The 26,055-nt window shown below is 50.7% G+C and carries 26 protein-coding genes; 15 read left to right on the top strand and 11 right to left on the bottom strand.

Features of this window, described 5'->3' with window-relative positions:
- Positions 1-413: 413 nt before the first annotated feature.
- The 6 genes from cyoA to IEV89_RS15030 all read left to right on the top strand — a co-directional run bounded on the left by cyoA (position 414) and on the right by IEV89_RS15030 (position 6,755).
- Positions 414-1,367: a cytochrome o ubiquinol oxidase subunit II gene (cyoA, locus tag IEV89_RS15005; RefSeq protein WP_188474334.1), complete on the top strand. Its 954-nt coding sequence runs from the start codon at positions 414-416 to the stop codon at positions 1,365-1,367.
- Positions 1,368-1,370: 3 nt separating this feature from the next.
- A complete protein-coding gene (cyoB, locus tag IEV89_RS15010) occupies positions 1,371-3,362 on the top strand; it encodes a cytochrome o ubiquinol oxidase subunit I (RefSeq protein WP_188474335.1) in 1,992 nt (663 codons plus the stop codon).
- Positions 3,352-3,969 (top strand): cytochrome o ubiquinol oxidase subunit III, encoded by a 618-nt coding sequence (locus IEV89_RS15015; protein WP_188474336.1) that lies wholly within the window; start codon positions 3,352-3,354, stop codon positions 3,967-3,969. The genes cyoB and IEV89_RS15015 overlap by 11 nt, the downstream gene beginning before the upstream one ends.
- The gene (locus IEV89_RS15020; RefSeq protein ID WP_188474337.1) at positions 3,966-4,298 is read left to right on the top strand and encodes a cytochrome o ubiquinol oxidase subunit IV; all 333 of its coding nucleotides are present in this window, start codon (positions 3,966-3,968) and stop codon (positions 4,296-4,298) included. Before IEV89_RS15015 ends, IEV89_RS15020 begins: the two co-directional genes overlap by 4 nt.
- Positions 4,299-4,316: 18 nt before the next feature.
- Complete coding sequence (gene cyoE, locus IEV89_RS15025) at positions 4,317-5,201, top strand: heme o synthase (RefSeq protein ID WP_188474476.1); 885 nt, start codon at positions 4,317-4,319, stop codon at positions 5,199-5,201.
- A 189-nt stretch (positions 5,202-5,390) separates the two neighbouring features.
- A complete protein-coding gene (locus IEV89_RS15030; protein ID WP_188474338.1) occupies positions 5,391-6,755 on the top strand; it encodes an MFS transporter in 1,365 nt (454 codons plus the stop codon).
- A gap of 67 nt (positions 6,756-6,822) precedes the next feature.
- Here the strand turns inward: IEV89_RS15030 and IEV89_RS15035 are convergent, their stop codons facing one another.
- A complete protein-coding gene (locus tag IEV89_RS15035; protein ID WP_188474339.1) occupies positions 6,823-7,314 on the bottom strand; it encodes a YajQ family cyclic di-GMP-binding protein in 492 nt (163 codons plus the stop codon).
- A gap of 259 nt (positions 7,315-7,573) precedes the next feature.
- Here IEV89_RS15035 and panE point away from each other — a divergent pair, with 259 nt between their 5' ends.
- Together panE and yajL are read left to right on the top strand one after the other, a co-directional pair.
- Positions 7,574-8,485, top strand: a complete 912-nt coding sequence (panE, locus tag IEV89_RS15040) for a 2-dehydropantoate 2-reductase (RefSeq protein WP_188474340.1) — start codon at positions 7,574-7,576, stop codon at positions 8,483-8,485.
- Positions 8,448-9,053 (top strand): protein deglycase YajL, encoded by a 606-nt coding sequence (gene yajL / locus IEV89_RS15045; protein ID WP_188474341.1) that lies wholly within the window; start codon positions 8,448-8,450, stop codon positions 9,051-9,053. The genes panE and yajL overlap by 38 nt, the downstream gene beginning before the upstream one ends.
- 41 nt (positions 9,054-9,094) lie before the next feature.
- Here the strand turns inward: yajL and IEV89_RS15050 are convergent, their stop codons facing one another.
- Positions 9,095-9,664, bottom strand: a complete 570-nt coding sequence (locus tag IEV89_RS15050; protein ID WP_188474342.1) for a DUF3251 domain-containing protein — start codon at positions 9,662-9,664, stop codon at positions 9,095-9,097.
- Positions 9,665-9,868: 204 nt separating this feature from the next.
- Here IEV89_RS15050 and nrdR point away from each other — a divergent pair, with 204 nt between their 5' ends.
- The 6 genes from nrdR to pgpA all read left to right on the top strand — a co-directional run bounded on the left by nrdR (position 9,869) and on the right by pgpA (position 14,291).
- Complete coding sequence (gene nrdR / locus IEV89_RS15055; RefSeq protein ID WP_188474343.1) at positions 9,869-10,318, top strand: transcriptional regulator NrdR; 450 nt, start codon at positions 9,869-9,871, stop codon at positions 10,316-10,318.
- 8 nt (positions 10,319-10,326) lie between these two features.
- Positions 10,327-11,451 carry a bifunctional diaminohydroxyphosphoribosylaminopyrimidine deaminase/5-amino-6-(5-phosphoribosylamino)uracil reductase RibD gene (gene ribD, locus IEV89_RS15060; RefSeq protein ID WP_188474344.1) on the top strand — a complete coding sequence of 375 codons (1,125 nt, stop codon included), beginning with the start codon at positions 10,327-10,329 and terminating at the stop codon, positions 11,449-11,451.
- Positions 11,452-11,632: 181 nt separating this feature from the next.
- On the top strand, positions 11,633-12,103 hold the full coding sequence (ribH, locus tag IEV89_RS15065; protein ID WP_188474345.1) for a 6,7-dimethyl-8-ribityllumazine synthase: 471 nt from the start codon (positions 11,633-11,635) through the stop codon (positions 12,101-12,103).
- Positions 12,104-12,123: 20 nt separating this feature from the next.
- On the top strand, positions 12,124-12,540 hold the full coding sequence (nusB, locus tag IEV89_RS15070; RefSeq protein WP_188474346.1) for a transcription antitermination factor NusB: 417 nt from the start codon (positions 12,124-12,126) through the stop codon (positions 12,538-12,540).
- 192 nt (positions 12,541-12,732) lie between these two features.
- On the top strand, positions 12,733-13,719 hold the full coding sequence (gene thiL, locus IEV89_RS15075) for a thiamine-phosphate kinase (RefSeq protein WP_188474347.1): 987 nt from the start codon (positions 12,733-12,735) through the stop codon (positions 13,717-13,719).
- A gap of 77 nt (positions 13,720-13,796) precedes the next feature.
- Positions 13,797-14,291 carry a phosphatidylglycerophosphatase A gene (pgpA, locus tag IEV89_RS15080; protein ID WP_188474477.1) on the top strand — a complete coding sequence of 165 codons (495 nt, stop codon included), beginning with the start codon at positions 13,797-13,799 and terminating at the stop codon, positions 14,289-14,291.
- Positions 14,292-14,368: 77 nt separating this feature from the next.
- Here pgpA and IEV89_RS15085 read toward each other — a convergent pair whose 3' ends face one another.
- The 4 genes from IEV89_RS15085 to xseB form a co-directional block, all read right to left on the bottom strand.
- Positions 14,369-15,343 (bottom strand): aldo/keto reductase, encoded by a 975-nt coding sequence (locus IEV89_RS15085; RefSeq protein WP_188474348.1) that lies wholly within the window; start codon positions 15,341-15,343, stop codon positions 14,369-14,371.
- 160 nt (positions 15,344-15,503) lie between these two features.
- Positions 15,504-17,366 carry a 1-deoxy-D-xylulose-5-phosphate synthase gene (gene dxs, locus IEV89_RS15090; RefSeq protein WP_188474349.1) on the bottom strand — a complete coding sequence of 621 codons (1,863 nt, stop codon included), beginning with the start codon at positions 17,364-17,366 and terminating at the stop codon, positions 15,504-15,506.
- A 19-nt stretch (positions 17,367-17,385) separates the two neighbouring features.
- Complete coding sequence (gene ispA / locus IEV89_RS15095; protein ID WP_188474350.1) at positions 17,386-18,315, bottom strand: (2E,6E)-farnesyl diphosphate synthase; 930 nt, start codon at positions 18,313-18,315, stop codon at positions 17,386-17,388.
- 6 nt (positions 18,316-18,321) lie between these two features.
- Positions 18,322-18,564 carry an exodeoxyribonuclease VII small subunit gene (gene xseB, locus IEV89_RS15100; RefSeq protein ID WP_188474351.1) on the bottom strand — a complete coding sequence of 81 codons (243 nt, stop codon included), beginning with the start codon at positions 18,562-18,564 and terminating at the stop codon, positions 18,322-18,324.
- A gap of 299 nt (positions 18,565-18,863) precedes the next feature.
- Between xseB and thiI the strand changes: the two genes are divergently transcribed.
- Positions 18,864-20,312 carry a tRNA uracil 4-sulfurtransferase ThiI gene (gene thiI, locus IEV89_RS15105; RefSeq protein ID WP_188474352.1) on the top strand — a complete coding sequence of 483 codons (1,449 nt, stop codon included), beginning with the start codon at positions 18,864-18,866 and terminating at the stop codon, positions 20,310-20,312.
- A gap of 84 nt (positions 20,313-20,396) precedes the next feature.
- On the opposite strand, the gene secF is transcribed toward thiI, so the two are convergent.
- From secF to queA, 5 genes are all read right to left on the bottom strand, one after another.
- A complete protein-coding gene (gene secF, locus IEV89_RS15110; RefSeq protein WP_229746495.1) occupies positions 20,397-21,308 on the bottom strand; it encodes a protein translocase subunit SecF in 912 nt (303 codons plus the stop codon).
- Positions 21,309-21,378: 70 nt separating this feature from the next.
- On the bottom strand, positions 21,379-23,226 hold the full coding sequence (secD, locus tag IEV89_RS15115; RefSeq protein WP_188474354.1) for a protein translocase subunit SecD: 1,848 nt from the start codon (positions 23,224-23,226) through the stop codon (positions 21,379-21,381).
- Positions 23,227-23,253: 27 nt separating this feature from the next.
- Positions 23,254-23,586 carry a preprotein translocase subunit YajC gene (yajC, locus tag IEV89_RS15120; protein WP_140470712.1) on the bottom strand — a complete coding sequence of 111 codons (333 nt, stop codon included), beginning with the start codon at positions 23,584-23,586 and terminating at the stop codon, positions 23,254-23,256.
- Between the two features lie 122 nt (positions 23,587-23,708).
- A complete protein-coding gene (gene tgt / locus IEV89_RS15125) occupies positions 23,709-24,833 on the bottom strand; it encodes a tRNA guanosine(34) transglycosylase Tgt (RefSeq protein ID WP_188474355.1) in 1,125 nt (374 codons plus the stop codon).
- 100 nt (positions 24,834-24,933) lie between these two features.
- On the bottom strand, positions 24,934-26,004 hold the full coding sequence (queA, locus tag IEV89_RS15130) for a tRNA preQ1(34) S-adenosylmethionine ribosyltransferase-isomerase QueA (protein WP_188474356.1): 1,071 nt from the start codon (positions 26,002-26,004) through the stop codon (positions 24,934-24,936).
- Positions 26,005-26,055 lie beyond the last annotated feature (51 nt).

The raw sequence follows: 26,055 nt of genomic DNA on the forward strand, positions 1-26,055 counted from the left end.
TAAATTGCGGCCATTTTCCCTGCGCTGAGATAAGTTTTCCGCAATAAATAATATTTAATAAGTTACATTATCTTTCAAATACACTTTTTTTTTACCTGATTTTATTTTTCAAAATCACCATATCTATACATTGCGTTAACATTAATTAAACTTACCATGAACATTAAACTTCGCGTTACCTCACCCTCTTGACTGCTATACCTTGTTTTTACTCACCATAGTCAAAGCGCGCACTGCAACATATTGTTGACATTGATAAATTATCACTCTCCGTGACATCTGTGACTTCGTTAACATAATGTGGCAACGGCCTGCTGACACTTCCTTAAGCGTGTTTACAGTACTGCAACCTTCCCGTAAAATGCCCGCACACATGGAGCGACAATAGAGCCCTAGTTTATTGAGGTCGTTAGATGAGACTTAAGAAATACAATAAAAGTATTGGGATGTTGTCCTTATTTGCATCTGCGTTAATGTTAAGCGGCTGCAATACGGCATTGATGGATCCCAAAGGAGCAATTGGACTTGAGCAGAGAACGCTGATACTGACCGCAATCGGATTAATGCTGATCGTGGTTATACCAGTTATTATCATGGCCTTTGCCTTTGCCTGGAAGTATCGTGCTTCTAACACAAATGCTAAGTACAGCCCGAACTGGTCCCATTCTAATAAAATCGAAGCTGTGGTTTGGACTGTGCCGATTATCATTATTGCCATCCTGGCAACGATAACCTGGAAAACCACTCACTCGCTTGATCCGTTCAAGCCTATCGTATCTGACCAAAAACCGATGACGGTTGAAGTCGTTTCTCTGGACTGGAAATGGTTGTTCATTTATCCAGAACAGGGCATCGCCACTGTTAACGAATTGGTTATTCCTAAAGATGTTCCGGTTCAGTTCAAAGTCACCTCTGACTCTGTCATGAACTCGTTCTTTATCCCTCAGTTAGGCGGACAGATTTACGCAATGGCGGGTATGCAGACTCAGTTGCATTTGATTGCAAATGAAGCGGGTACCTATAAAGGCATCTCGGCAAGCTACAGTGGCCGTGGTTTCTCTGGCATGAAGTTCAACGCAATTGCGACCCCAACCCGTGATGATTTCGACGCTTGGGTTGCAAAAGTGAAGGCTTCACCAAAACAGCTGGCTACCACTGACGACTTCAACAAACTGGCTGCTCAGAGTATTGATAACCCCGTTGAATACTTTGCCAGCGTAAAACCTAATTTGTTCAAAGAGATCATTGGCAAATTTATGGGTGATATGAACATGCACAAAGGCCAGACGATGCCAATGCCAGCGGGCACTGACATGAAAGGCATGGACATGGGCGATCATGCTCACGCAGCCGGAGCCGAGGAATAAACGATGTTCGGAAAATTAACGCTTGATTCGATTCCGTTTCATGAACCGATTGTCATGGTCACCGTTGCCGCGATAATTCTTGGTGGTTTGGCTGTTGTAGCTGCGCTCACCTATTTCGGCAAATGGAAATATTTGTGGACCGAATGGCTAACGTCAGTCGACCACAAAAAAATTGGTATCATGTACATTGTCGTTGCCTTCGTCATGCTTCTGCGTGGTTTTGCAGATGCCATCATGATGCGTAGCCAACAGGTACTTGCTTCCGCAGGTGAACCGGGCTTCCTGCCACCTCATCACTACGACCAAATCTTTACCGCGCACGGTGTGATCATGATTTTCTTCATGGCGATGCCTTTCGTTATCGGTCTGATGAACGTGGTTGTACCGCTACAAATTGGTGCTCGCGACGTTGCGTTCCCATTCCTGAACAACATCAGTTTCTGGTTCACCGCCGCTGCTGTGGTTTTGATCAACATCTCTTTGGGTGTTGGCGAATTCGCACAGACCGGCTGGCTGGCCTATCCTCCGTTGTCAGGTAAAGAGTACAGTCCGGGGGTCGGGGTCGATTACTGGATATGGAGTCTACAGATATCCGGTATTGGTACCTTACTGACCGGTGTTAACTTCTTCGCCACCATCCTCAAGATGCGTGCGCCTGGTATGCCGCTGATGAAAATGCCGGTATTTACCTGGGCTGCACTTTGTACCAACGTCCTGATTATCGTGTCGTTCCCAATTCTGACTGTAACCGTTGCGTTGCTGACCTTGGATCGCTATCTGGGTACCCATTTCTTTACCAATGATATGGGCGGCAACATGATGATGTACATCAACCTGATTTGGGCCTGGGGCCATCCGGAAGTGTATATCTTGGTTCTGCCAGTGTTTGGTGTGTTCTCGGAAGTTACCGCGACCTTCTCTAAAAAACGTCTGTTCGGTTATACCTCACTGGTGTGGGCAACCATCGCCATTACCGTGCTGTCATTCGTTGTTTGGCTACACCACTTCTTTACCATGGGTTCCGGCGCCAACGTCAACGCCTTCTTCGGCATCATGACAATGATCATTTCTATCCCAACCGGGGTAAAAATATTCAACTGGCTGTTCACCATGTACCAGGGTCGCATCACGCTAAACGCAGCGATGTTGTGGACTGTCGGTTTCATCATCACCTTCTCTGTTGGTGGTATGACTGGCGTTCTGCTAGCGGTTCCAGGCGCAGACTTCGTGCTGCACAACAGCTTGTTCCTGATTGCTCACTTCCATAACGTAATCATTGGCGGTGTGGTGTTCGGTTGCTTCGCTGGTCTGACTTACTGGTTCCCTAAATCATTCGGCTTCACGCTGAATGAAAAATGGGGTGTGCGCTCATTCTGGTTCTGGATCATTGGCTTCTTTGTTGCCTTTATGCCGCTCTATATTCTGGGCTTCATGGGCATGACACGTCGCCTCAGCCAGAATATCGATCCTGAGTTCCACCCGTTGCTGGTGGTTGCAGCTTGCGGAGCAGCGTTGATTGCTATGGGTATCCTGTGTCAGTTGATCATGATCTTCGTGAGTGTTCGTGATCGCGAGCAAAACCGTGATCTGACCGGTGACCCATGGGGTGCACGTACTCTGGAATGGTCAACTTCTTCTCCTCCTCCGTTCTACAACTTTGCTGTCGTGCCGCAAATTCACGACCGCGATGCGTTCTGGGATATGAAAGAGAAAGGCGAAGCTTATGTTAAACCAGCTAAATATGAAGAAATTCATATGCCACGCAACAGCGGCATGGGTTTCGTCATCGCCATGCTCAGCTTGGTCTGCGGTTTCGCATTAATCTGGGACATCTGGTGGTTGGCGCTCGTGGCCTTCATCGGCATCGTTGTATCCTGGATTGTAAAAAGCTTCGATGAAGATGTTGATTACTACGTGTCGGTTGAAGAAATCGAACGTATTGAGAAGCAACATTTTGAACAAATCAGCAAAGCAGGCGTGAAACATGGCAACTGATACCCTGACTAACCACGACACAGCCCATGCAGAGCATGGGCACCATGATGCAGGTGAAACCAAAGTCTTCGGCTTCTGGATCTACCTGATGAGTGACTGCATCCTGTTTGCGAGTTTGTTCGCAACGTATGCAGTCTTGGTGCACGGAACAGCTGGCGGCCCAACAGGTAAAGACATTTTCGAACTGCCGTTCGTTTTGGTCGAAACCTTCTTCCTGCTGTTCAGTAGTATCACTTATGGCATGGCGATGCTGGGCATGGCAAAAGGCAGCGTGAAAGCCGTTAATGGCTGGCTGTTCCTGACCTTCCTGTTCGGTTTAGGCTTCATCTGTATGGAGTTATATGAATTCCATCATCTGATCAAAGAAGGCTTTGGGCCGGATCGCAGTGGTTTCCTGTCAGGCTTCTTTGCGCTGGTTGCTACCCACGGTATCCACGTTACTTGTGGTCTGATCTGGATCGCCGTAATGATGATTCAAGTGAGCCGCCGTGGTCTGACCGCCGTTAACCAAACCCGTCTGATGTGTCTGAGTCTGTTCTGGCACTTCCTGGACGTCGTTTGGATTTGTGTGTTTACCGTTGTATATCTGATGGGGGTATTGGGATGAGTCATTCTGTAACTTCCCATGGCGGCGCAAGCCACGGCAGCGTGAAGTCATACCTGATTGGCTTCATTCTGTCAGTTATCCTGACGGTTATCCCGTTTGCCATGGTGATGAGCGACACCGCTTCGCATTCGCTGATCATTGGCACCGTGGTAGCATCTGCGATCATCCAGATCGTAGTCCATCTGGTGTGCTTCCTGCACTTAAGTACTGCGTCGGAAGCACGTTGGAATCTGGTGGCATTTCTGTTCACCGCTGTGATTATCTTTATCGTCGTTGTGGGCTCATTGTGGATTATGTATAACCTCAACCTCAATATGATGGTCAGTTAAAGAGCCGAGCTGCACGTGATGATTAAGCAATACCTGCAAGTAACGAAACCAGGAATTATTTTCGGCAACTTAATTTCTGTCATCGGGGGATTTCTCCTTGCTGCCAAAGGCAACATAGACTTCCCACTCTTTCTCGCCACTTTGGTGGGCGTTTCGCTGGTTGTCGCATCAGGTTGTGTATTTAACAACTTCATCGACCGCGACATCGACCGGATCATGGAAAGAACGAAGAACAGGGCCCTGGTAAAAGGACTGATTCCGCCGAAAACAACCCTGGTTTACGCCACTATTCTGGGTATTGTGGGCTTTGCGTTGTTGTATATCGGTGCTAATCCGCTGGCCATGTGGCTGGCAGTGATGGGCTTTGTGATTTATGTCGGCGTTTACAGCCTGTACATGAAACGCAACTCGGTATACGGCACGTTGATCGGCAGCTTATCGGGCGCAGCGCCCCCGGTCATTGGTTATTGTGCCGTTTCCGGCCAGTTTGATACCGGTGCGCTGATCCTGCTTCTGATCTTCAGCCTGTGGCAGATGCCGCACTCGTACGCGATTGCCATCTTCCGCTTTAAAGATTATCAGGCAGCTGGCATCCCTGTTCTGCCGGTCGTGAAAGGCATTTCCGTCGCCAAGCATCATATTACCGTCTACATTCTGGCATTTATGATTGCCACATTGATGCTGACACTGAGCGGTTACGCAGGCTATAAATACCTGATCGTCGCTGGCGCAGTCAGTATTTGGTGGCTGGGTATGGCGCTGAAAGGTTACAAAGCCGAAAACGATATCGTCTGGGCGAGAAAGCTGTTTGGATTCTCCATCATCACGATCATGTCGCTAAGCTTTATGATGTCTGTGGATTTTAATTCAGCACCAACATCAATGTTAACCTACGTTTGGTAATGTGAGCGGGTAGCCTAACGCACTGTCATTCAGCGAGATAACGAGCACATCGAAAGGCCAGTAGCGATACTGGCCTTTTCTTTTGCGCCGCGGCTAGGGATCACCCCGTAATATCTGCTAAAGATCCATCGTTTTACCCACACTGGCTAAAGGCACTACAATGTCGGATTGTAATTTTGAGGTAGTCATGTGAACGACAACCAAATGACCCCACAGGAAAGCCGGGCGACATGGGGACTAGGAACCGTTTTCTCCTTACGCATGCTCGGTATGTTTATGGTTCTACCTGTCCTGACCACTTACGGTATGGCGCTGTCCGGTGCTACCGAAACCCTTATCGGCATTGCTATTGGCATCTACGGCCTGGCTCAGGCCATCTTTCAAATACCTTTCGGCCTGCTGTCTGACCGCGTGGGCCGCAAGCCGCTGATCGTTTTTGGTCTAATTATCTTCTGTATTGGCAGTGTGGTGGCAGCCTCCACAGAATCTATCTGGGGTGTGATCATTGGCCGCGCGATGCAGGGTTCAGGGGCGATTGCCGCCGCCGTAATGGCATTGCTTTCTGATCTGACACGCGAACAGAACCGCACCAAAGCCATGGCGTTCATTGGCATCAGTTTTGGGGTGACTTTCGCTATTGCCATGGTGCTCGGCCCGATCATCACCCATGCATGGGGATTGCACGCTCTGTTCTGGGCGATTACGGTACTGACATTGCTTGCCATCGTGATCACGCTTTTGGTGGTCCCCTCTCCTGCAACGCATCTACTCAACCGTGAATCGAGCATGGTTAAAGGGGGCTTTGGCAAAGTACTCTCCAATGGCAAGCTGCTGAAACTAAACTTTGGCATTATGTGTTTGCATATCCTGCTGATGTCGAGTTTCGTGGTGCTGCCCCAGGTTATGGAGCTTGCGGGTTTCCCTCCCAGTGAACATTGGCGCGTCTATCTGGTTACCATGTTGGTGTCGTTCGTCGCTGTTATTCCGGTCATCATCTATGCTGAGAAAAAACGCCGCATGAAGCAGGTTTTCATGGGCTGCGTTGCGGTTCTTCTGCTGGCTGAACTGGTGTTGTGGTACGCCGGTTTGCATTTCTGGGGGATAATTGCCGGTATTCAGCTATTCTTCCTGGCTTTTAACGTGATGGAAGCGATTTTGCCGTCTCTTATCAGCAAAGAATCCCCTGCCGGTTACAAAGGGACTGCGATGGGCATTTACTCCACCAGCCAATTTATTGGGGTTGCCATCGGCGGCAGTTTGGGCGGTTATATTTACGGCAACGTCGGCGCCGGTGCCGTCTTCCTGATTTGCGCCGCTATTGCCACTGTCTGGCTGCTACTCAGTGCAACGATGACAGAGCCACCTTATGTCAGTAGCCTGCGGATCACACTCTCTGAGCTGGCCGTTAAAGATTCCGCGCTCGAAGCCAATATCAAAGCCCTGCCAGGCGTATCAGAAGCGGTGGTTGTTCCTGAGGAACTGAGTGCTTATGTGAAAGTCGATACTAAACAGACCAATCGACAAACATTAGAACAACTGGTTGCTGCCGTCTGACGGCATAGCCAATGAATAAAAAGGACGCTAACCTCAGCGTCCTTTTTTCATTTATAGGGTAGCAAAATCAGTCGCGGAAATTTTTGAACTGGAATGGCTGGCCCAGATCACCACCACGCACCAGCGCCATCACCGCCTGTAAATCATCACGCGCTTTGCCTGTCACGCGAACTTCCTCACCCTGGACCTGCGCCTGTACTTTTATTTTGCTGTCTTTGATCAGTTTAACGATCTTCTTGGCCAGCATGGCTTCAATACCAGAATGCAGTTTGGCGGTAACACTGTAAGTTTTACCGCTGTGCTCCATCTGCTCAGGCACATCAAGTGATCCACCTTCAATCCCACGTTTTGCCAGTTTTTCGCGCAAGATATCCACCAGTTGGCTAACCTGAAAATCAGATTCGCTGGCAGCCTTGATCGACTCGTCCTTTTCGTTAAGCTCGAAACTGGCAGAAACATTGCGAAAATCCCAGCGAGTGGTCAGTTCACGGCTGGCATTATCGACCGCGTTGCGGACTTCCTGCATGTCTATTTCGGAAACAATGTCGAATGACGGCATAATCGCTTCTCCCTGGGGTATTAACCCATGTCGTTATGATGATAAGTCGTTTGATGGCGTGCATAATACCGCCTTCGCCCTTTTATGCCAAAAACAAGCCACAACGATTTGCCGATAGAAGCCCAAACAGACAATAAAACCCCAAAAAAATGTGACACACTGCACAAACAGCTATGCTGAAAAATACAAATAAGAAACAAATAAGCAACATTAAATTCGATTTACTGAGTGCGTTCGATTCAATTACTCAGGAGGAATAATGAAGATCACAGTACTTGGCTGCGGTGCTTTAGGGCAGCTTTGGCTTTCAGCCCTATATGAGCAAGGCCATGATGTTCAGGGTTGGATCCGCATTCAACAGCCTTTTGTTGCCGTTAACGTTATTACGCCCGATGGCAACGCTTTTAACCGCAACCTTCCTACTAATGATCCGCAACATTTAGCCGAAAGCGAACTGCTTCTGGTTACGCTCAAAGCATGGCAAGTCTCAGGCGCAGTCAGCGCATTGATGCCTAAGCTCAATAACAATTGCACCTTGCTGCTGCTGAACAACGGCATGGGTGCGGTAGAGGAGTTACCGGTCAACCGTTTCCCCATTTTACAAGGTGCGACAACCCATGCCGCCCGCCATGAGGGCAATTCAATTACCCATGTGGCCAGCGGCGTAACACATATTGGTCCCGCTTCTGCGCGCGGTGCGGCGGCAAGCCATTTGGCTGATATTTTGCACAACGCTCTGCCTGACGTCGCCTGGCACGATAACATCTATCCTTCCCTGTGGAATAAGCTGGCGGTTAACTGCGTGATTAATCCGCTTACCGCAGTGCATAACTGTACCAATGGCGAGCTTATTGCTTACCCGAATGAAATCGAAAAGATCTGCGCGGAAGTCGCTGACATTATGGCCATTGAAGGTTATGAGACTCACGCAGAGTCTCTGCTGAGTTATATCTATCAGGTGATTGACACCACCTCGGCCAATCATTCGTCCATGTTGCAAGACATCCGTAATCAACGTCATACCGAAGTTGACTATATTACGGGTTATATTATTCGCCGCGCACGTAAGCACGGACTATCCATACCGGTGAATATGCGCTTATTTGAGATGATTAAAAGAAAGGAAAATGACTATGAGCGTTTCAGTTCTGGTCTGCCTGGCACCTGGTAGTGAAGAGATCGAAGCAGTAACCGCCATCGATTTACTGGTCCGCGCGGGTGTCACCGTAACGACAGCCAGCGTCGCGGGTGACGGCAATCTGGAGATCCGCTGCTCACGCGGGGTTCGCATTTTGGCGGATGCCGCACTCGTTGACGTGGCAGACAATCATTTTGATGCCCTTGTCTTGCCCGGTGGCATTAAAGGTGCGGAGTGTTTCCGAGATAGCCCACTGCTGGTCGAAACGATCCGTCAGACGCATTTTGCCGGAAAGATTGTGGCCGCTATCTGTGCCGCCCCGGCACTGGTGCTGGAGTACCATGACCTGTTCCCGATTGCCAACATGACCGGTTTTCCTACGCTAAAAGATAACATTTCACCGTCAAAATGGTCCGACCGGCGGGTCATGCACGATCCGCGCGTCAATCTGCTGACCAGCCAAGGGCCGGGCAGCGCAATGGAATTCACGCTTAAATTGATTGAACTGCTGCTTGGCAGACCTAAAGCTGCCGAAATCGCAGCACAGCTGGTCATGTCACCGGGGATTTATAATTTTACCGATGAAGGCGCACGTGAATAACCGCCGCCTCTTTTTGCCTCTATAAATCCGCATAAAAAGCATTATTGGGCTGTTGCCGGCACTTGCTGGACAGGCTCAGGGACAGCAATATGATGCAAACGGATAAAACCCAGTGTTTCAAGGCGGATATTACGGAAACTGACGTCGAGTGTTTGCTCCGCGCTCGGCAAGAGGGTTGGTGAACTCATGAGCTTCTGCGTCTGCATATCCACGGTTAAAGGCTTACCCGTTACCGGATCCAACTGTCCCCAGTCCAACGATGCGGTGAACATCGGCAATGGTTGGCCCGAGATGTTCTTGATATGCAAAATACCCTGAACACCGTTGGTGTCAGAAACCAGATTGGTCAGAGAAACGTTAAGTGCGCCAATCTCGCCTTTCAGCACCGCTGCACTTTTGGCCGCAGGAAGAAGATACAAACCGTCGGTAGACTGGCGGTTTAGTGTCGTTTGTTGTTCGAGCGCGCTGGCTAAATCAGTCAAACGACCTAATTTTTGATTCAATTGGCCGACTTCGGATTTCAATTCCGGTAATTGCGGATTTTTCTGAGCGCAACCTGTCACTGTCAGCAGGGCTGAAACTGCAAGTGTGGCGAAAAAATATCTTTTCATTTCAGTGAGTTCCTTTTCCTCTACCCTTTCATTTCTCATCAGCCAAGGCATCTAAAGTCATACTGCGGCTGGGGTGAATGCCTTAGTGACACTCTCGCGGGTGGCTAAGTTTAACCCAATGCCAGCCAAAGTAGCGACAGCCTTTGTTGTCGTGCCACTTCGCGCTAAACTAGGGGCCAATCGGGTCCGCCATCAGGAAGTGCTATGCATTGCCCATTTTGTGCTGCTGTTGATACGAAAGTCATCGATTCCCGCTTGGTCGGTGATGGGTCACAAGTTCGGCGTCGCCGACAATGTGTGGTATGCCATGAACGCTTTACCACATTTGAAGTGGCTGAACTGGTGATGCCACGGGTCATTAAAAGTAATGAAGTTCGTGAACCCTTCAATGAAGATAAGCTGCGCAGCGGTTTCCTGAAAGCTCTGGAAAAACGGCCTGTGAGTTCTGACAATGTTGAAACTGCCATCAGCCATATTAAGTCGCAGCTACGCGCCACTGGCGAGCGGGAAGTCCCCGCTAAGATGATCGGTAATCTGGTGATGGATGCGCTCAAAGGGCTGGATAAAGTCGCATACATTCGTTTTGCTTCGGTTTACCGCAGCTTTGAAGATATCCGTGAATTCGGCGAAGAAATCGCCCGCCTGCAGGATTGAGGACCGTTATGCTCGTTGAACAGTTACACGCCGATGAGAAATACATGGCGCGCGCATTTGAACTTGCCCGACTTGGCCGTTTCACAACGATGCCCAATCCTAATGTCGGATGTGTGATTGTCCGTGATGGGGAGATTGTCGGAGAAGGCTACCATCTGCGCGCGGGGGAACCTCACGCAGAAGTCCATGCATTGCGCATGGCGGGTGACCGGGCTCAAGGTGCCACCGCTTTCGTCACGCTAGAGCCTTGCAGTCATCATGGCCGTACGCCTCCCTGTGCTGATGCGTTAGTGGCTGCGGGCGTCACACGGGTTGTTGCCTCTATGCAGGACCCTAATCCGGAAGTGGCGGGACGCGGACTTTACCGCCTCAGACAAGCGGGTATTGATGTCAGTCATGGGCTGATGCACAGCGAGGCCGAAGCGACCAATCTTGGTTTTCTCAAGCGCATGCGTACGGGTTTTCCTTATGTACAATTGAAAATGGCGGCTTCACTTGATGGCCGCACGGCGATGGCATCGGGTGAAAGCCAGTGGATCACCTCCTCCGCCGCACGCGCTGACGTACAGAATTTTCGCGCTCAAAGCTCGGCGATCCTTAGTTCCAGCGCCACGGTGCTGGCAGATAACCCGTCTCTTAATGTGCGCTGGAGCGAACTCGATAGCAGTACCCAAAGTATTTATCCGCACGAGAATCTGCGCCAGCCGCTACGTATTATTATCGACAGCCAAAACCGCGTGACACCGCAGCATAAGCTGGTCAATCAGCCAGGTGATACCTGGCTGGCACGTTTGCAGGTTGATGCAATGATCTGGCCGGAATCGACTCAGCAATGGGTGGTACCAGGGCGTGACAATCGTGTCGATCTCGTCCTGATGATGATGATGCTGGCTAAGCGCCAGGTGAATTCTATTTGGGTTGAAGCCGGTGCCGAACTTGCTGGTGCCCTTCTGCAGGCCGGTCTGGTCGATGAGCTGATCATTTATATGGCACCGAAATTACTCGGGGACAGCGGGCGGGCGCTCTGTATGCTGCCAGGTTTGCAAAGTCTCCGCGATGCGCCAGAATTCACTTTCAGCGATGTGCGCCAGGTCGGGCCTGATTTACGCCTGCGTATGAAACCGTCAAACTGACGTGATACCTCATCGTTAGCTGACAAGTATGTCCTCCATATGCAATATCCCTTTGTCTGGCATGGGTTAATAAATCGCATGTCCAGACATGCGAATAATATGATAGAATCCGCCCCCCTGCGGCTGGGCCAGGCTGGGGTTGTTAAAAGCTATACTCTTGAACCCAATTAAAGGAAAACCTATGAACGTTATCGAAGGTGTTGTCGCCACACCGAACGCGCGCGTAGCAATCGCTATTGCCCGTTTCAACAATTTTATCAACGACAGCCTGCTTTCCGGCGCGATCGATGCATTGAAACGAATTGGTCAGGTTAGCGACGACAACATCACTGTTGTGTGGGTCCCTGGCGCTTATGAACTGCCTTTGGCTACCCGTGCACTGGCGAACACCGGCAAATACGATGCCGTGATCGCACTGGGTACCGTCATCCGTGGGGGCACTGCCCATTTCGAATTCGTTGCGGGTGAATGTAGCTCTGGCCTGTCCAGTGTTGCCATGAGCAGCGAAATCCCGGTTGCGTTTGGTGTGCTGACGACTGAAAGTATTGAGCAAGCCATTGAACGTGCGGGGACAAAAGCCGGTAATAAAGGCGCTGAAGCTGCCCTGACCGCGCTTGAAATGATTAATGTTATCAAGGCTATTAAGGCCTGAATCTAGTTAAGGGGAAATCCGTGAAACCTGCTGCTCGTCGCCGCGCCCGTGAATGTGCCGTACAGGCAATTTACTCCTGGCAGTTGTCGAAAAATGACATCGCCGATGTTGAATTAGAATTCTTGACTGAGCAGGATGTCAAAGATGTCGACATCACCTATTTCCGCGAGTTACTGACTGGTGTTGCCACCAATGCTGAGAAACTTGATGCGCTGATGGCTCCGTACCTCTCCCGTCAACTCGAAGAACTCGGTCAGGTGGAAAGAGCGATTTTGCGTCTGGCGCTGTTCGAGCTAAGCAAACGTCAGGATGTCCCGTACAAAGTCGCTATCAACGAAGCGATCGAATTGGCGAAAACCTTCGGTGCAGAAGACAGTCACAAATTTGTGAACGGCGTGCTGGATAAAGCTGGCCCACACATTCGCACTAAGAAGTAACTGAAAGTCTGTTAGTCATGCAATTCGTTGATAATGATGAGACATTATGTTGTTTAACATGGGCGTTGACTAACCTGTTAAGGCCGGATATCCGGCCTTAATTCATTCTATCTCTCCCTCATTCTTCAGGTTGCCGACGTGTAGGCATCAAGCATCCCGAATGATGTGGGTGACACGATCTGGAATTGTACTATGGCATGCGGCGAATTTGATTTAATAGCGCGCTATTTTAACCGGTATCGAACCACACGCCGGGATGTACAGTTAGGCATTGGCGACGATTGCGCCCTGCTGACTGTTGCGGAAAAGCAGCTATTGGCAGTAAGTACCGATACCCTGGTAGAAGGCATTCATTTTCTCAAGACCATTGATCCGGCTGACCTTGGCTACAAGGCGCTGGCGGTGAACCTTAGCGATCTGGCTGCGATGGGAGCCGATCCTGCCTGGGTTTCTTTGGCGCTGACCTTACCAGAAGTCAATACTGACTGGCTTGAAGCCTTCAGTGACAGCCTGTTTGAACAATTAAACTATTACGGCATGCAGCTAATCGGCGGTGATACTACCCGCGGACCGCTCAGCATGACCCTGACTATTCAGGGATTGATTCCCATGGATCGCGCACTAACGCGTGCTGGTGCGCACGTTGGTGACTGGCTCTTCGTCACCGGGTCATTGGGTGACAGCGCTGCCGGCCTGGCGATTTTGCTCAAACAGCTGGAAGTCAGCGATGAACAGCACCGTCAGGTCCTGCTACAACGCCATTTGCGTCCGATGCCGCGTATTCTGCAAGGTCAGGCACTGCGCGATCTCGCCACTTCTGCTATTGATATCTCTGATGGGCTGATTGCGGATCTGCAACACATTCTTACCGCCAGTGGCTGTGGCGTTCGTCTTGATCTTGACGCGCTGCCGCTATCAGACTCCCTGCTCGCCAGTGTCGACAAAGAACAGGCGTTGAAATGGGCGCTGACCGGTGGCGAAGATTATGAACTCTGCTTTACCGTTCCGGAAATCAACCGTGGCGCGCTAGATGTCGCACTAAGCCATCTGGGTGTCGATGTTACCTGTATCGGCCAGATAGCTCCGCTTTCCGAAGGCATGAAGTTTATGCGTTCAGGCGCACCGGTTGAACTGGACTGGCACGGGTTTGATCACTTTGCTGCAGGAGAAAGCGTGTGACGAACGAACAAAAACCTATCGGACATAAAAAGCGACCGGCAAATTACAAAGGTAAAACCGGCGACCACGTTCAAGACATGGCGGCGGCGAAAAAACGTCTGAATTTACGCAACCCATGGCATTTACTGGCCACTGGTTTTGGCAGTGGTCTGTTTCCTGTAGGCCCCGGTACGGCAGGTTCTATTGCCGCCATTCCTTTTTGGATACTGCTGACCTATCTGCCATGGCAGCTCTATTCGCTGGTGGTGATGTTCAGTATCTGCATCGGCGTCTATCTTTGTCGTCAGACCGCCAGAGATATGCGCGTGCACGATCATGGCAGCATTGTTTGGGACGAGTTCGTTGGGATGTGGATCACTCTGATGGCATTACCGACCAATGACTGGCAGTGGGTGCTGGCCGGCTTCGTCATTTTCCGAATTCTGGATATCTGGAAACCCTGGCCAATCCGCTGGTTTGACCGCAACGTTCAGGGCGGTATGGGAATTATGATTGATGACGTAGTGGCAGGTATTATCGCCGCGGGGGTTATCTTTCTTATCGGTCATCACTGGCCGCTCGGCCTGTTCTGATCTCCGTTGGATGATGAAAAAAAAGCGCTGACGTGTGACGTCCAGCGCTTTTTTTATCTATGCCCGGTTGAAACCCGTTATTGGAAACCGGTCGCCGCGTGTGGCTGGTAGGCCATTTCCAGTTCGGCGATCTCTTCCATCGACAGTGTTACCTGCAATGCTGCAATTGCGTCATCAAGATGCTCGGTGCGCGAAACGCCGATGATAGGCGCGGTGACCACCGGCTTAGCGAGCAACCAGGCTAGCGCTATCTGAGCGCGGGGCACGTTGTGATCTTCGGCTACTTTGGCAACACGCTCAGCAATTTTCGCATCAGCGACGTCGGTGGCGTCATAGAGTTGGCCGGCAAATTTGTCAGAGACCGAACGGGCCGTTGTTTCTCCCCATGGACGGGTTAATTTACCACGTGCCAGCGGACTCCATGGCAGCACCGCGATATTTTCATGCAGGCAAAGCGGATGCATCTCATGTTCCTCTTCACGCTGGATCAAGTTGTATTGATCTTGCATCGAAACAAATTGTGCCCAGCCATGTTGCGCGGAGACTTCCAGTGCCTGTTCGAACTGATGAGCATGCATGGATGAGGCTCCGATATAGCGTGCTTTCCCGGCTTTCACGACGTCATTGAGTGCTTCCAGCGTTTCTTCTATTGGTGTCTCGTAATCCCAACGGTGTATTTGCAGTAGGTCAACATAGTCCATGCCGAGGCGCGTCAGGCTGTCATCAATGGATTGCATAATGGAAGCACGAGACAGGCCAGGCTTGAGGCCAGTGACCGCGTGATACACTTTCGTCGCGACGATAACATTGTCCCGTTGGGCGAAATCGCGTAGCGCACGTCCCACAATCTCTTCACTGCTGCCGTCGGAATAGCTGTTGGCGGTATCAAAGAAGTTAATGCCGGCATCCAGGGCTTGTTTAATTATCGGGCGACTGCTCTCTTCTGGCAGCGTCCAGGCGTGGGTTCCACGATCCGGTTCACCAAAGGTCATGCAGCCGAGACACAAGCGCGATACCTTAAGATCTGTTTTTCCGAAGGTAATAAATTGCATCACTCCTCCTGATTTTTATTCTCGTCAGTGAAAAAGTTAAATACTTAGCACGCTATAACTGTAGTTCACGATAAAGCAAAAGTGGGGGATGACGAAAAAGAAGAGGAAAATCCCTCCTTTTGCTGACAGAGGGATTTTCTAATGAGGTCAGTATGTTGGGTCAGGCTAACCAGTCGGTGATTTGACGCTCAATACCGGCGGCATCTAAGCCTAAATCACTGCGAATTTCATCCTGCGTTCCCTGAGAAACAAAGTGGTCCGGCAGGCCGATGTTAAGTACCGGCAGCATCATACGTTTTGACATCAATAATTCGTTTATGCCACTGCCCGCACCGCCCATGATGGCATTCTCCTCCAGCGTCACCAGCACGTCATAGCGGGTTGCTAATTCTAGCACCAACGCGTCATCAAGAGGTTTAACGAAACGCATATCGACCAGGGTCGCGTTGAGCTTCTCAGCCACAATTTGAGCTTCAGGCAGTAAAGTCCCGAAGTTGAGAATGGCGATTTTCTCGCCTTCACGCCGCACAATACCTTTGCCCATTGGCAGAGAAGCCAGAGGTTCACAGGTTGCGCCCGTTCCACTGCCGCGCGGGTAGCGCACCGCAACCGGCCCACCTTGATAATGATAACCGGTGTGCAGCATCTGGCGGCATTCGTTTTCATCACTCGGCGTCATGATGATCATATTCGGGATACAGCGCATGAACGACAGATCAAACGCGCCCTGATGAGTCTGCCCGTCGGCGCCCACGATCCCACCACGATCGATGGCAAACAGCACCGGCAAATTCTGGATCGCCACATCATGGATCAACTGATCATAAGCACGTTGCAAGAACGTCGAATAAATCGCGACAACCGGCTTATAACCACCAATGGCCAGACCGGCGGCAAACGTCACCGCATGCTGCTCAGCAATGGCGACATCAAAATATTGCTGCGGGTATTCACGCGAGAAACGCACCATGCCAGAACCTTCACGCATGGCTGGCGTTACCGCCATCAGTTTGCTGTCTTTGGCGGCCGTCTCACATAACCAATCGCCGAAGATTTTCGAGTAGGTTGGCAAACCTTCTTTGCTTTTTGGTAACGTGCCCAGAGCTGGGTCAAATTTTGGCACCGCATGCCAGCTGATCGGATCTTTTTCGGCGGGCGCGTAGCCTTTGCCTTTCTTGGTCATAATGTGTAACAGCTGCGGCCCTTTTAGGTCGCGCATGTTTTTCAGCATCTGTACCAGTGCCAGCACATCATGGCCGTCAACCGGACCAATATAATTAAAACCGAGCTCTTCAAACAGCGTACCTGGCACCATCATGCCTTTGAGATGCTCTTCGGTACGGCGTACCAGCTCTTTAATTGGCGGAATACCAGACAGCACTTTCTTACCGCCTTCACGCAGGCGCGAGTAAAGCTGACCGGAAAGCAGTTGGGCCAAATGATTATTAAGCGCACCAACGTTTTCGGAAATCGACATTTCATTATCGTTGAGCACAACCAGCATGTCGGACTTGATATCCCCTGCATGGTTCATGGCTTCGAAAGCCATACCGGCGGTGATAGCACCATCGCCAATCACACAGATCGTACGGCGCCCTTTACCTTCGCGCTCGGCCGCAACGGCCATGCCTAAGCCGGCACTGATTGAGGTTGAAGAGTGGCCTACAGAAAGTGTGTCGAATTCACTTTCACCGCGCCACGGAAACGGATGCAAACCGCCTTTCTGGCGGATAGTGGAAATTTTGTCACGACGGCCAGTCAATATCTTATGGGGATAAGCTTGATGGCCGACATCCCACACCAGATGATCAAAGGGTGTGTTATAGACGTAATGCATCGCGACAGTCAGTTCAACCGTCCCCAGTCCAGAGGCAAAATGTCCGCTAGACTGACTGACGCTGGCCAGCAGATATTGGCGAAGTTCGTCACAGAGCTTGGGCAGGCTCTCTTTTGGCAGCGAGCGGAGTTCTTCAGGGTTCTCCGCCAACGCCAGTGTAGGGTATTTGGCTAGTTCAAAACTCATGAGTTGCTCATAGTAAGTATTAATTATCGCGCTCAATAACGAAGCTGGCTAAGGCGAGAAGCGGCGCAGTATTGTAGGAAAGCGCAGCCAACTGCTCTAATGCAGAGACGGCTTCCTGATGTAAATCTCTGGCTTTCGCCTGCGCGCCGGCAAGTCCCAATAGAGCCGGATAGGTACTTTTGCCGAGCTGCTGGTCGGCTCCCTGACGCTTACCGAGTTTTTCGGTATCGCCGATGACATCTAGGATGTCATCCTGCACCTGGAAGGCCAGGCCAATGGCTTGCGAATAGCAATCCAGTAAGGGCAGCGCTGCACGGCCTGCTTCTCCTGCTGCCAGCGCGCCCAAGCGAACGGCGGCACGAATCAGTGCTCCGGTTTTGTGGCGATGAATTTGCTCCAGCGCCTGTAAATTGATTTGCTGCCCTTCTGCTGCCAGATCTAACGCTTGACCGGCACACATGCCGGCCACGCCGCTGGCTGAAGCCAGTTCGGAGATCATCGACAGGCGATCCTGCATACGGACATCAGCCATCGAAGCATCGGCGAGCAGTGTAAAAGCTAGCGTTTGCAAGGCATCACCGGCCAGGATCGCATTGGCTTCGCCAAATTTGATGTGACAGGTGGGCTGGCCGCGACGCAAATCGTCGTCGTCCATCGCCGGAAGATCATCGTGGATCAAAGAATAGGCATGAATACATTCAATCGCCGCTGCCGGAGCATCCAGATTACTCAGATCCAGACCGAACATCTCCCCGGTAGAATAGACCAGATAAGGTCGAAGGCGTTTGCCGCCAAGCAACGCACCGTGGCGCATAGCGCCGAGCAGCGGAGTATCCAGGAAAGGTTGAGCATCGATGTATGACGTCAGCGCATGGTCTACCCGATTTTGTAGCACCCGGAGCTGGCGGTTGAAATCGATGGCTTCGGCCTGTTGCTCAATATCAGCCATAACAGATCACTCAGAGTCTGGGGTAAAAGGTGTCAGTGCAGCGTCATTGTCACTGTCGAGCAGGATCTGTACGCGTTGCTCCGCCTGTTGTAATTTTTGTTGCCCCTGACGGGCTAGCTGTACACCGTTTTCGAATTCGTTCAACGCCTCTTCCAACGGTAATTCACCCGATTCCAGGCGAGCAACAATCTGTTCCAGTTCGGCCAGTGCGGTTTCAAAATTAGCAGGTGGTGCAGCTTTTTTCGGCATAATTCTCTTTCAAACTTGTTGGATCAGATGGACGGAGCCGCCATGCGTCGTTGTCATGCTAAGCAACACTCCGGTTAAAATTTCGAGTCGACTTGACATCCGACATGTGGTTTTGCGGGCAGAATACTCAGTTTAGGTGATATACTTCGCGCCGCTACTGTTTTTGTTCAGTCAAAAAGCATTGTTAAGCCTCAAGCCCGGTCAAAAATACGTTGGGCTTAACAATAATAGCAACAGGCTCTTTGAATCGGATTCAGCCACTGACTTCCCCTAATTCTCACCGCTAACAAAAGACTGCCATGAAGTTTATCATTAAATTGTTCCCAGAAATCACCATCAAGAGTCAATCTGTGCGTTTGCGCTTCATTAAGATCCTCGCAAGTAGCATTCGTAACATCGTGAAGCCCCATGACGAGACCCTCGCGGTGGTTCGCCACTGGGATCATATCGAAGTTCGCAGCAAAGACGAAAGCAAACACGATTTGATCATCGAATTACTGTGTCGCATTCCCGGTATCCGTCATGTTGAAGAGGTGGAAGATCGTCCTTATACAGACGTCCACAACATCTTTGAGCAGGCGCTGGAAGCCTACCGTTCTGAAGTAGAAGGCAAAACCTTCTGTGTGCGCGTAAAACGTCGCGGCAAACACACTTTCAGCTCCGGTGAGGTTGAGCGCTACGTTGGCGGTGGTTTGAATCAGCATATTGAGTCGGCGAAAGTCAATCTGACCTCGCCTGAAGTGACGGTGAAGCTGGAAATTAACGATGACCAGTTGGTTCTGATCAAGAGCCGTCATGAAGGTCAGGGCGGTTATCCGATAGGCACACAGGAAGACGTGATGTCGCTGATTTCAGGTGGTTTCGACTCTGGCGTGTCAAGTTATATGCTAATGCGTCGCGGCTGTCGCGTGCACTACTGCTTCTTTAATCTCGGCGGATCGGCCCATGAGATTGGCGTTAAGCAGGTAGCCTACTACCTGTGGAACCGTTTTGGCAGCTCGCATAAAGTGCGCTTTATCGCCATCGATTTTGAGCCCGTGGTAGGCGAAATTCTCGAAAAAGTCGAAGACGGTCAGATGGGCGTGGTGCTGAAACGTATGATGGTACGGGCGGCGTCGCAAATCGCTGAACGCTACGGTGTGCAAGCGTTAGTCACCGGCGAAGCATTGGGACAGGTTTCCAGCCAGACGCTGACTAACCTGCGTTTGATCGACAATGCTTCCGATACTCTGATCCTGCGTCCGCTGATCTCACATGATAAAGAACACATCATCAAGATAGCTCGCGAGATTGGCACCGAAGACTTTGCCAAAACCATGCCGGAATATTGCGGTGTGATTTCTAAAAGTCCGACCGTGAAGGCGGTAAAAGCCAAAATCGAGGCCGAAGAACAGATGTTTGACTTCGCGGTGCTCGACAAAGTTGTCAGCGAAGCTCAGAACTATGATATTCGCCACATCGCCGAAGAAACCGCTAAAGAAGTGGCTGAAGTAGAAACCGTGGCAGAGTTTGCCTCTACTGACGTTTTGCTGGATATCCGCGCACCAGACGAAGTCGATGACAAGCCGTTGGCGCTGGAAAATGTACAAGTCGTCGTCTTGCCCTTCTACAAACTCAGTGCACAGTTTCCATTACTCGACCAGACTAAAACCTACCTGTTGTACTGCGAGCGCGGCGTAATGAGTCGGCTACAGGCTCTTTATCTGATCGAACAAGGCTTCAAAAATATCAAAGTTTATCGTCCGTAACTTCTGCAGATCTGAACCGACGTTCTCTTTGAATTAAAAAAGCCCCGCAATGCGGGGCTTTTTAGTGACTAACATCAAGACAACTTAAGGCAGAATCGAAGGCTGATCTGCACCTTCTTTTTCCACTTTTTGCTGCAACATGTGTTCACGCTTCATGCCCAGTTTCAGAGCCAGCGCGGACGCCACGTAGATAGACGACACAGTACCAATTGACACACCGATCAACATGGTCAGTGAGAAGCCTTCCAGCAACGCACCACCAAAGATATAGAGCATCAGTACCACCATCAGCGTGGTCGCTGAGGTCATAATGGTACGGCTTAACGTCTGGGTCAGGGACACGTTCATGATTTCGTAAGAGTTACCGCGACGAATTTTGCGGAAGTTCTCACGAATACGGTCCGATACCACAATGGAGTCATTCAGCGAGTAGCCAATAACCGACATCAGGGACGCGATGATAGTCAGGTCAACTTCGATCCTGAACAATGACAATACGCCCATGGTGATGATGACGTCATGCGCCAGTGCGATAACCGCACCCAGCGCCAGTCGCCATTCAAACCGGAAACCGACATACACCAGGATAGAGATCAGCGCCATCAGCAGCGCCATACCGCCAGCCTGTGCTAAATCGCTACCCACACTCGGACCGACAAACTCGATGCGTTTTACGGACGCATTTTTGTCAATATCGGCGTTGATAAGGCCAATGACTTTATTACCCAGTTCCTGACCTGCAGCGCCGGTCGCCGGTGGCAGACGGACGATAACGTCACGGCTGCTGCCGAAGTTTTGCACCACTGGATCAGAGAACCCGGCTTTATCCATCGCTGAACGTATATCATCGAGGTTGGCGGGTTTATCAAGGCTAATTTCAATTACCGTACCACCGGTAAAATCGAGGCCCCAGTTAAACCCGCGAACGCCTATGATAGCGATTGATGCTATCAACAACATGCCCGAAATGACGAAGGCTACGTTGTCCCAGCGCATAAAGTCGATGACTTTACGACCATAGTTCAGTTGTTCAACAGTATATTGTTGCTGTGCCACAACGCACTCCTCAGATAGACAGCTTTTTAATGCGTTTGCCGCCGTAAAGCAGGTTGACGATGGCACGAGTTCCGACGATCGACGTAAACATAGAAGTTGCTACACCGATAGCCGTGGTGATAGCGAAGCCTTTTATCGAACCGGTACCCACCGCATAAAGAATAATCGCCGTGATCAGGGTTGTAATGTTGGCATCAATGATACTGGAGAACGCACCTTTATAGCCTTCATGGATCGCCTGCTGAACTGAACGTCCGTTCCGCAGCTCTTCCTTAATACGCTCATTGATCAATACGTTGGCATCAACTGCAACCGCCAGCGTTAACACGATACCTGCAATACCTGGCATGGTCAGTGTAGCCCCAGGCAACAGGGACATCACGCCAACAATGAGGATCAGGTTAGCAACCAGCGCAGTCGTCGCAATCAAGCCGAATTTACGGTACCAAACCACCATAAACACGATTGATGCCACCAGGCCCCACAAGCAAGCTTCCAGACCTTGGGTGATGTTCTGCATACCCAGAGTTGGGCCGATGGTACGTTCTTCAACAATCTGAATTGGCGCGATCAACGCACCCGCACGCAACAGCAGAGAAAGCTGGCGGGCTTCATTCGGATCGTTAACCCCGGTAATACGGAAGTTGTTGCCCAAGCGTGACTGAATCGTCGCCACGTTGATCACTTCTTCCTGCTTAGCCAGAATCGAACGGCCGTTAGCATCTTTCTTACCGCTGTCTTTGTACTCCACAAACAGGGTAGCCATCGGTTTACCGATGTTGTCCTTCGTGAAGTTAGACATGGCGTTACCGCCTGCGCTGTCGAGGGAGATGTTGACCTGCGGCTGGTTGTATTCGTCCATATTGGACGTTGAGTCAGTGATATGGTCACCGGTCAGGATCACGCGTTTGTACAAAACAACCGGGCGGCCCTCACGGGTATATTTCACTTCGCTGTCACCGGGCACGTGGCCCGATGCTGCAGCAGTGGCATCAACGTTGGTGTTAACCAGACGGAATTCCAACGTGGCTGTCGCGCCCAAAATTTCTTTGGCGCGTGCAGTATCCTGAATACCCGGCAGTTCAACCACAATACGGTCAGAGCCCTGACGCTGTACCAATGGCTCGGCCACACCTAACTGGTTTACACGGTTACGCAAAATATTAATGTTTTGCTGAACAGCGTATTCACGAGCTTCACTCAGACGCGCATCAGTCATGACAACACGTGCAGCATTATCGCCGCTGGAGTTGATGACTAAATCACGGTGACGTGGGGAAAGATAGCTGACGGCTTTGTCGCGGGTCGCGGCATCACGGAAACGGATTTCGACACCATAGTTGTCGATTTTACGTACCGTGGCGTAAGGAATATTTTTCTCGCGCAGATCGCTGCGCATGCTGTCCATGGTCTGCTCTTGTAGCTTGCCCAATGCGGTATCCATGTCAACTTCCATAAGGAAGTGCACGCCACCACGAAGGTCAAGACCGAGCTTCATCGGCTCAGCACCCAGCATGCTTAACCATCGCGGCGTTGCCGGCGCTAAGTTAAGTGCAATAACAAACTTGTCGCCCAGTGCGCTGGTGAGGGCTTCGCGTGCGCGCAGCTGTACATCAGTGTCTTTAAAGCGAGCAAGAATCTGACCATTTTCGAGGACAATCGACTTGCTCTGAATCTTGTCTTGATCTAATGCGTTTTTGACTTGGTCCAGCGTTGCAACACTGGCGTCGGAGCCCCGAGCGCCAGTAATTTGAACAGCCGGATCCTCACCATAAAGGTTGGGAAGTGCATATAGCAGACCGACGATGACCACAGCGATCAGCATCAGATACTTCCACAAAGGATAACGGTTTAACACGGCAGTTCCCTTCGGGAAAATCGAAAATTAAAGAGCCTTCATCGTACCTTTCGGCAGAACGGCAGCCACGAAGTCACGCTTGATCATCACTTCCGTGGTGTCATTCAGCGCGATAACAACGTAACCGGTTTCGGCTACTTTGCTTACGCGACCGATCAGACCACCTGTGGTCATCACTTCGTCACCTTTACCGATGGAGTCCATCAGTTTTTTGTGTTCTTTAGAGCGTTTCTGTTGCGGGCGCAGGATCATGAAATAGAAAATCAGACCAAAGACCACCAGCATGATGACCAGAGAGTAAGGACTTCCCTGTGACGGTGCGCCGGAAGCTGCGACTGCATCGGAAATGAAAAGACTCATTTAAATTCCCTCATTGTTGTTATGAAACATAACGATAAGCCGTTTGTTTCTATTGAATCGACTCGTTTAAAAGTGTCGCCAAAATAGCGACGCCAGGCAAATCATGAAAATATTATTTTCAATCAAAAGTTTAAAGGCGGAACTTCTTTACCTTTACGCTCGTAAAACTCTTTCACAAACAGCTCTAATTTACCCTCTTCAATAGCCAGGCGTAAACCTGCCATCAAACGCTGATAATAACGCAGATTATGAATGGTATTGAGCCGCGCACCCAGTATTTCGTTGCAACGGTCGAGATGATGCAAGTAGGCACGACTGTAATTGCGACAAGTGTAACAATCGCAATGCTCATCGAGTGTCGTTGTGTCGTCTTTATACTTGGCATTCCGGATTTTCACGATGCCGTCAGTGACGAATAGATGACCATTCCGCGCATTCCGCGTTGGCATAACACAGTCAAACATATCCACGCCGCGGCGCACACCTTCAACCAAATCCTCCGGCTTGCCGACGCCCATCAGATAACGCGGTTTGTCTTCCGGAATCTGCGGACAGACATGTTCCAGAATACGGTGCATGTCCTCTTTTGGCTCACCTACCGCCAAGCCGCCCACAGCGTAACCATCAAAGCCAATATCCACCAGCCCTTTTAATGATACATCTCGTAAATCTTCGTAAACGCTGCCCTGGATGATCCCGAACAAAGCATTCTTATTATTCAATTCGTTGAAGCGGTCGCGGCTGCGTTTCGCCCAGCGAAGTGACATCTCCATCGAACTTTTGGCGTAATCCCAATCAGCAGGATATGGCGTACATTCGTCGAAGATCATCACAATGTCAGAACCGAGATCGTTTTGGATCTCCATCGACTTCTCGGGGCTGAGGAACACCGGATCGCCGTTGATCGGATTACGGAAATGCACGCCCTCTTCTTTGATTTTACGCATCGCGCCCAGACTAAAGACCTGGAAGCCGCCTGAGTCAGTGAGGATCGGGCCATGCCAGTTCATGAAATCATGCAAGTCACCGTGTAGCTTCATAATTTCCTGGCCCGGACGCAGCCACAGATGGAAAGTATTGCCGAGCAGGATCTGCGCGCCAGTCTCTTTCACTTCTTCCGGCGTCATGCCTTTTACCGTGCCGTAAGTCCCCACAGGCATGAATGCCGGGGTTTCTACCACGCCACGTTCAAAAACCAAACGTCCGCGACGAGCGCGGCCATCGGTGGAGCTTAATTCATACTTCACATTGCCTCCAGCATCAGAGAAACAGTCTGATGAGGTTACTCCGCGTCACTGTGCGCGGAAAAATAAAGCCCGAGTGCACCGAGTGCGCCCAGGCCGCTAATCACTGGCTGACCGCTTCAAGCGGTGCCAGAAGGTTACGATTGATGAACATGGCATCGCCGTAGCTAAAGAAACGGTACTGTTCTGCCACCGCTTGTTGGTAAGCGTTCATGGTGTTTTTATATCCAGCGAAAGCGGAAACCAGCATGATCAGCGTCGATTCAGGTAGGTGGAAATTGGTGATGAGGGAATCAATCACCTGATAATGGTAGCCAGGATAAATGAAGATCTTGGTATCGCCAAAGAATGGCGCAATCAGCGCATCTTCGCTGGCTTTCGCTGCACTTTCCAGCGAGCGTACCGATGTCGTACCCACCGCCACCACTTTATTGCCACGCGCCTTACACGCTAATACAGCATCAACCACGTCCTGTGGAACTTCAGCATATTCAGCATGCATGACATGTTCTTCGATCGTTTCCACCCGTACCGGTTGGAACGTGCCTGCGCCCACATGCAGCGTGACGAAAGCAAACTCAACTCCCTTCTCTTTGAGCGCGTCCATCAGCGGTTGGTCGAAATGCAAACCGGCGGTCGGCGCGGCAACGGCACCCAGACGTTCGCTATAAACCGTCTGATACAACTCACGGTCAGCCTGCTCATCCGGGCGGTCAATATAAGGCGGTAACGGCATATGACCGATTTCATCAAGCAGAGTAAAGACGTCGCGATCTTCATTAAATTCGAGTTCGAATAACGTATCGTGGCGCGCCACCATCGTGGCTTTGATATTTTCGTTATCGCCTAACAGCAGTTCTGCACCTGGTTTGGGCGATTTTGACGCACGGACGTGCGCCAGAATGCGTTTTGAATCCAATACGCGTTCGACTAATACTTCAATCTTACCGCCGCTGGCTTTACGGCCAAATACACGGGCGGGGATCACTCGGGTGTTGTTAAACACCAGCAGATCACCCGCATCGAGTTTGTCGAGCAAGTCAGTGAAAATGCCGTGAGTCAACTCACCGGTCGGACCATCCAGAGACAACAAACGGCAGCCGCTGCGCTGGGTTTGCGGATAGCGGGCAATCAGGGACTCAGGGAGTTCAAAAGAAAAATCGGCAACACGCATGGCTTTTCACTTCACTTAACGGACAAAAACAGGCGGGTTAGTCTAGTGGTA

It is taken from the genome of Hafnia psychrotolerans (assembly GCF_014639435.1).
GTDB classification, from domain to species: Bacteria; Pseudomonadota; Gammaproteobacteria; order Enterobacterales; family Enterobacteriaceae; genus Ewingella; species Ewingella psychrotolerans.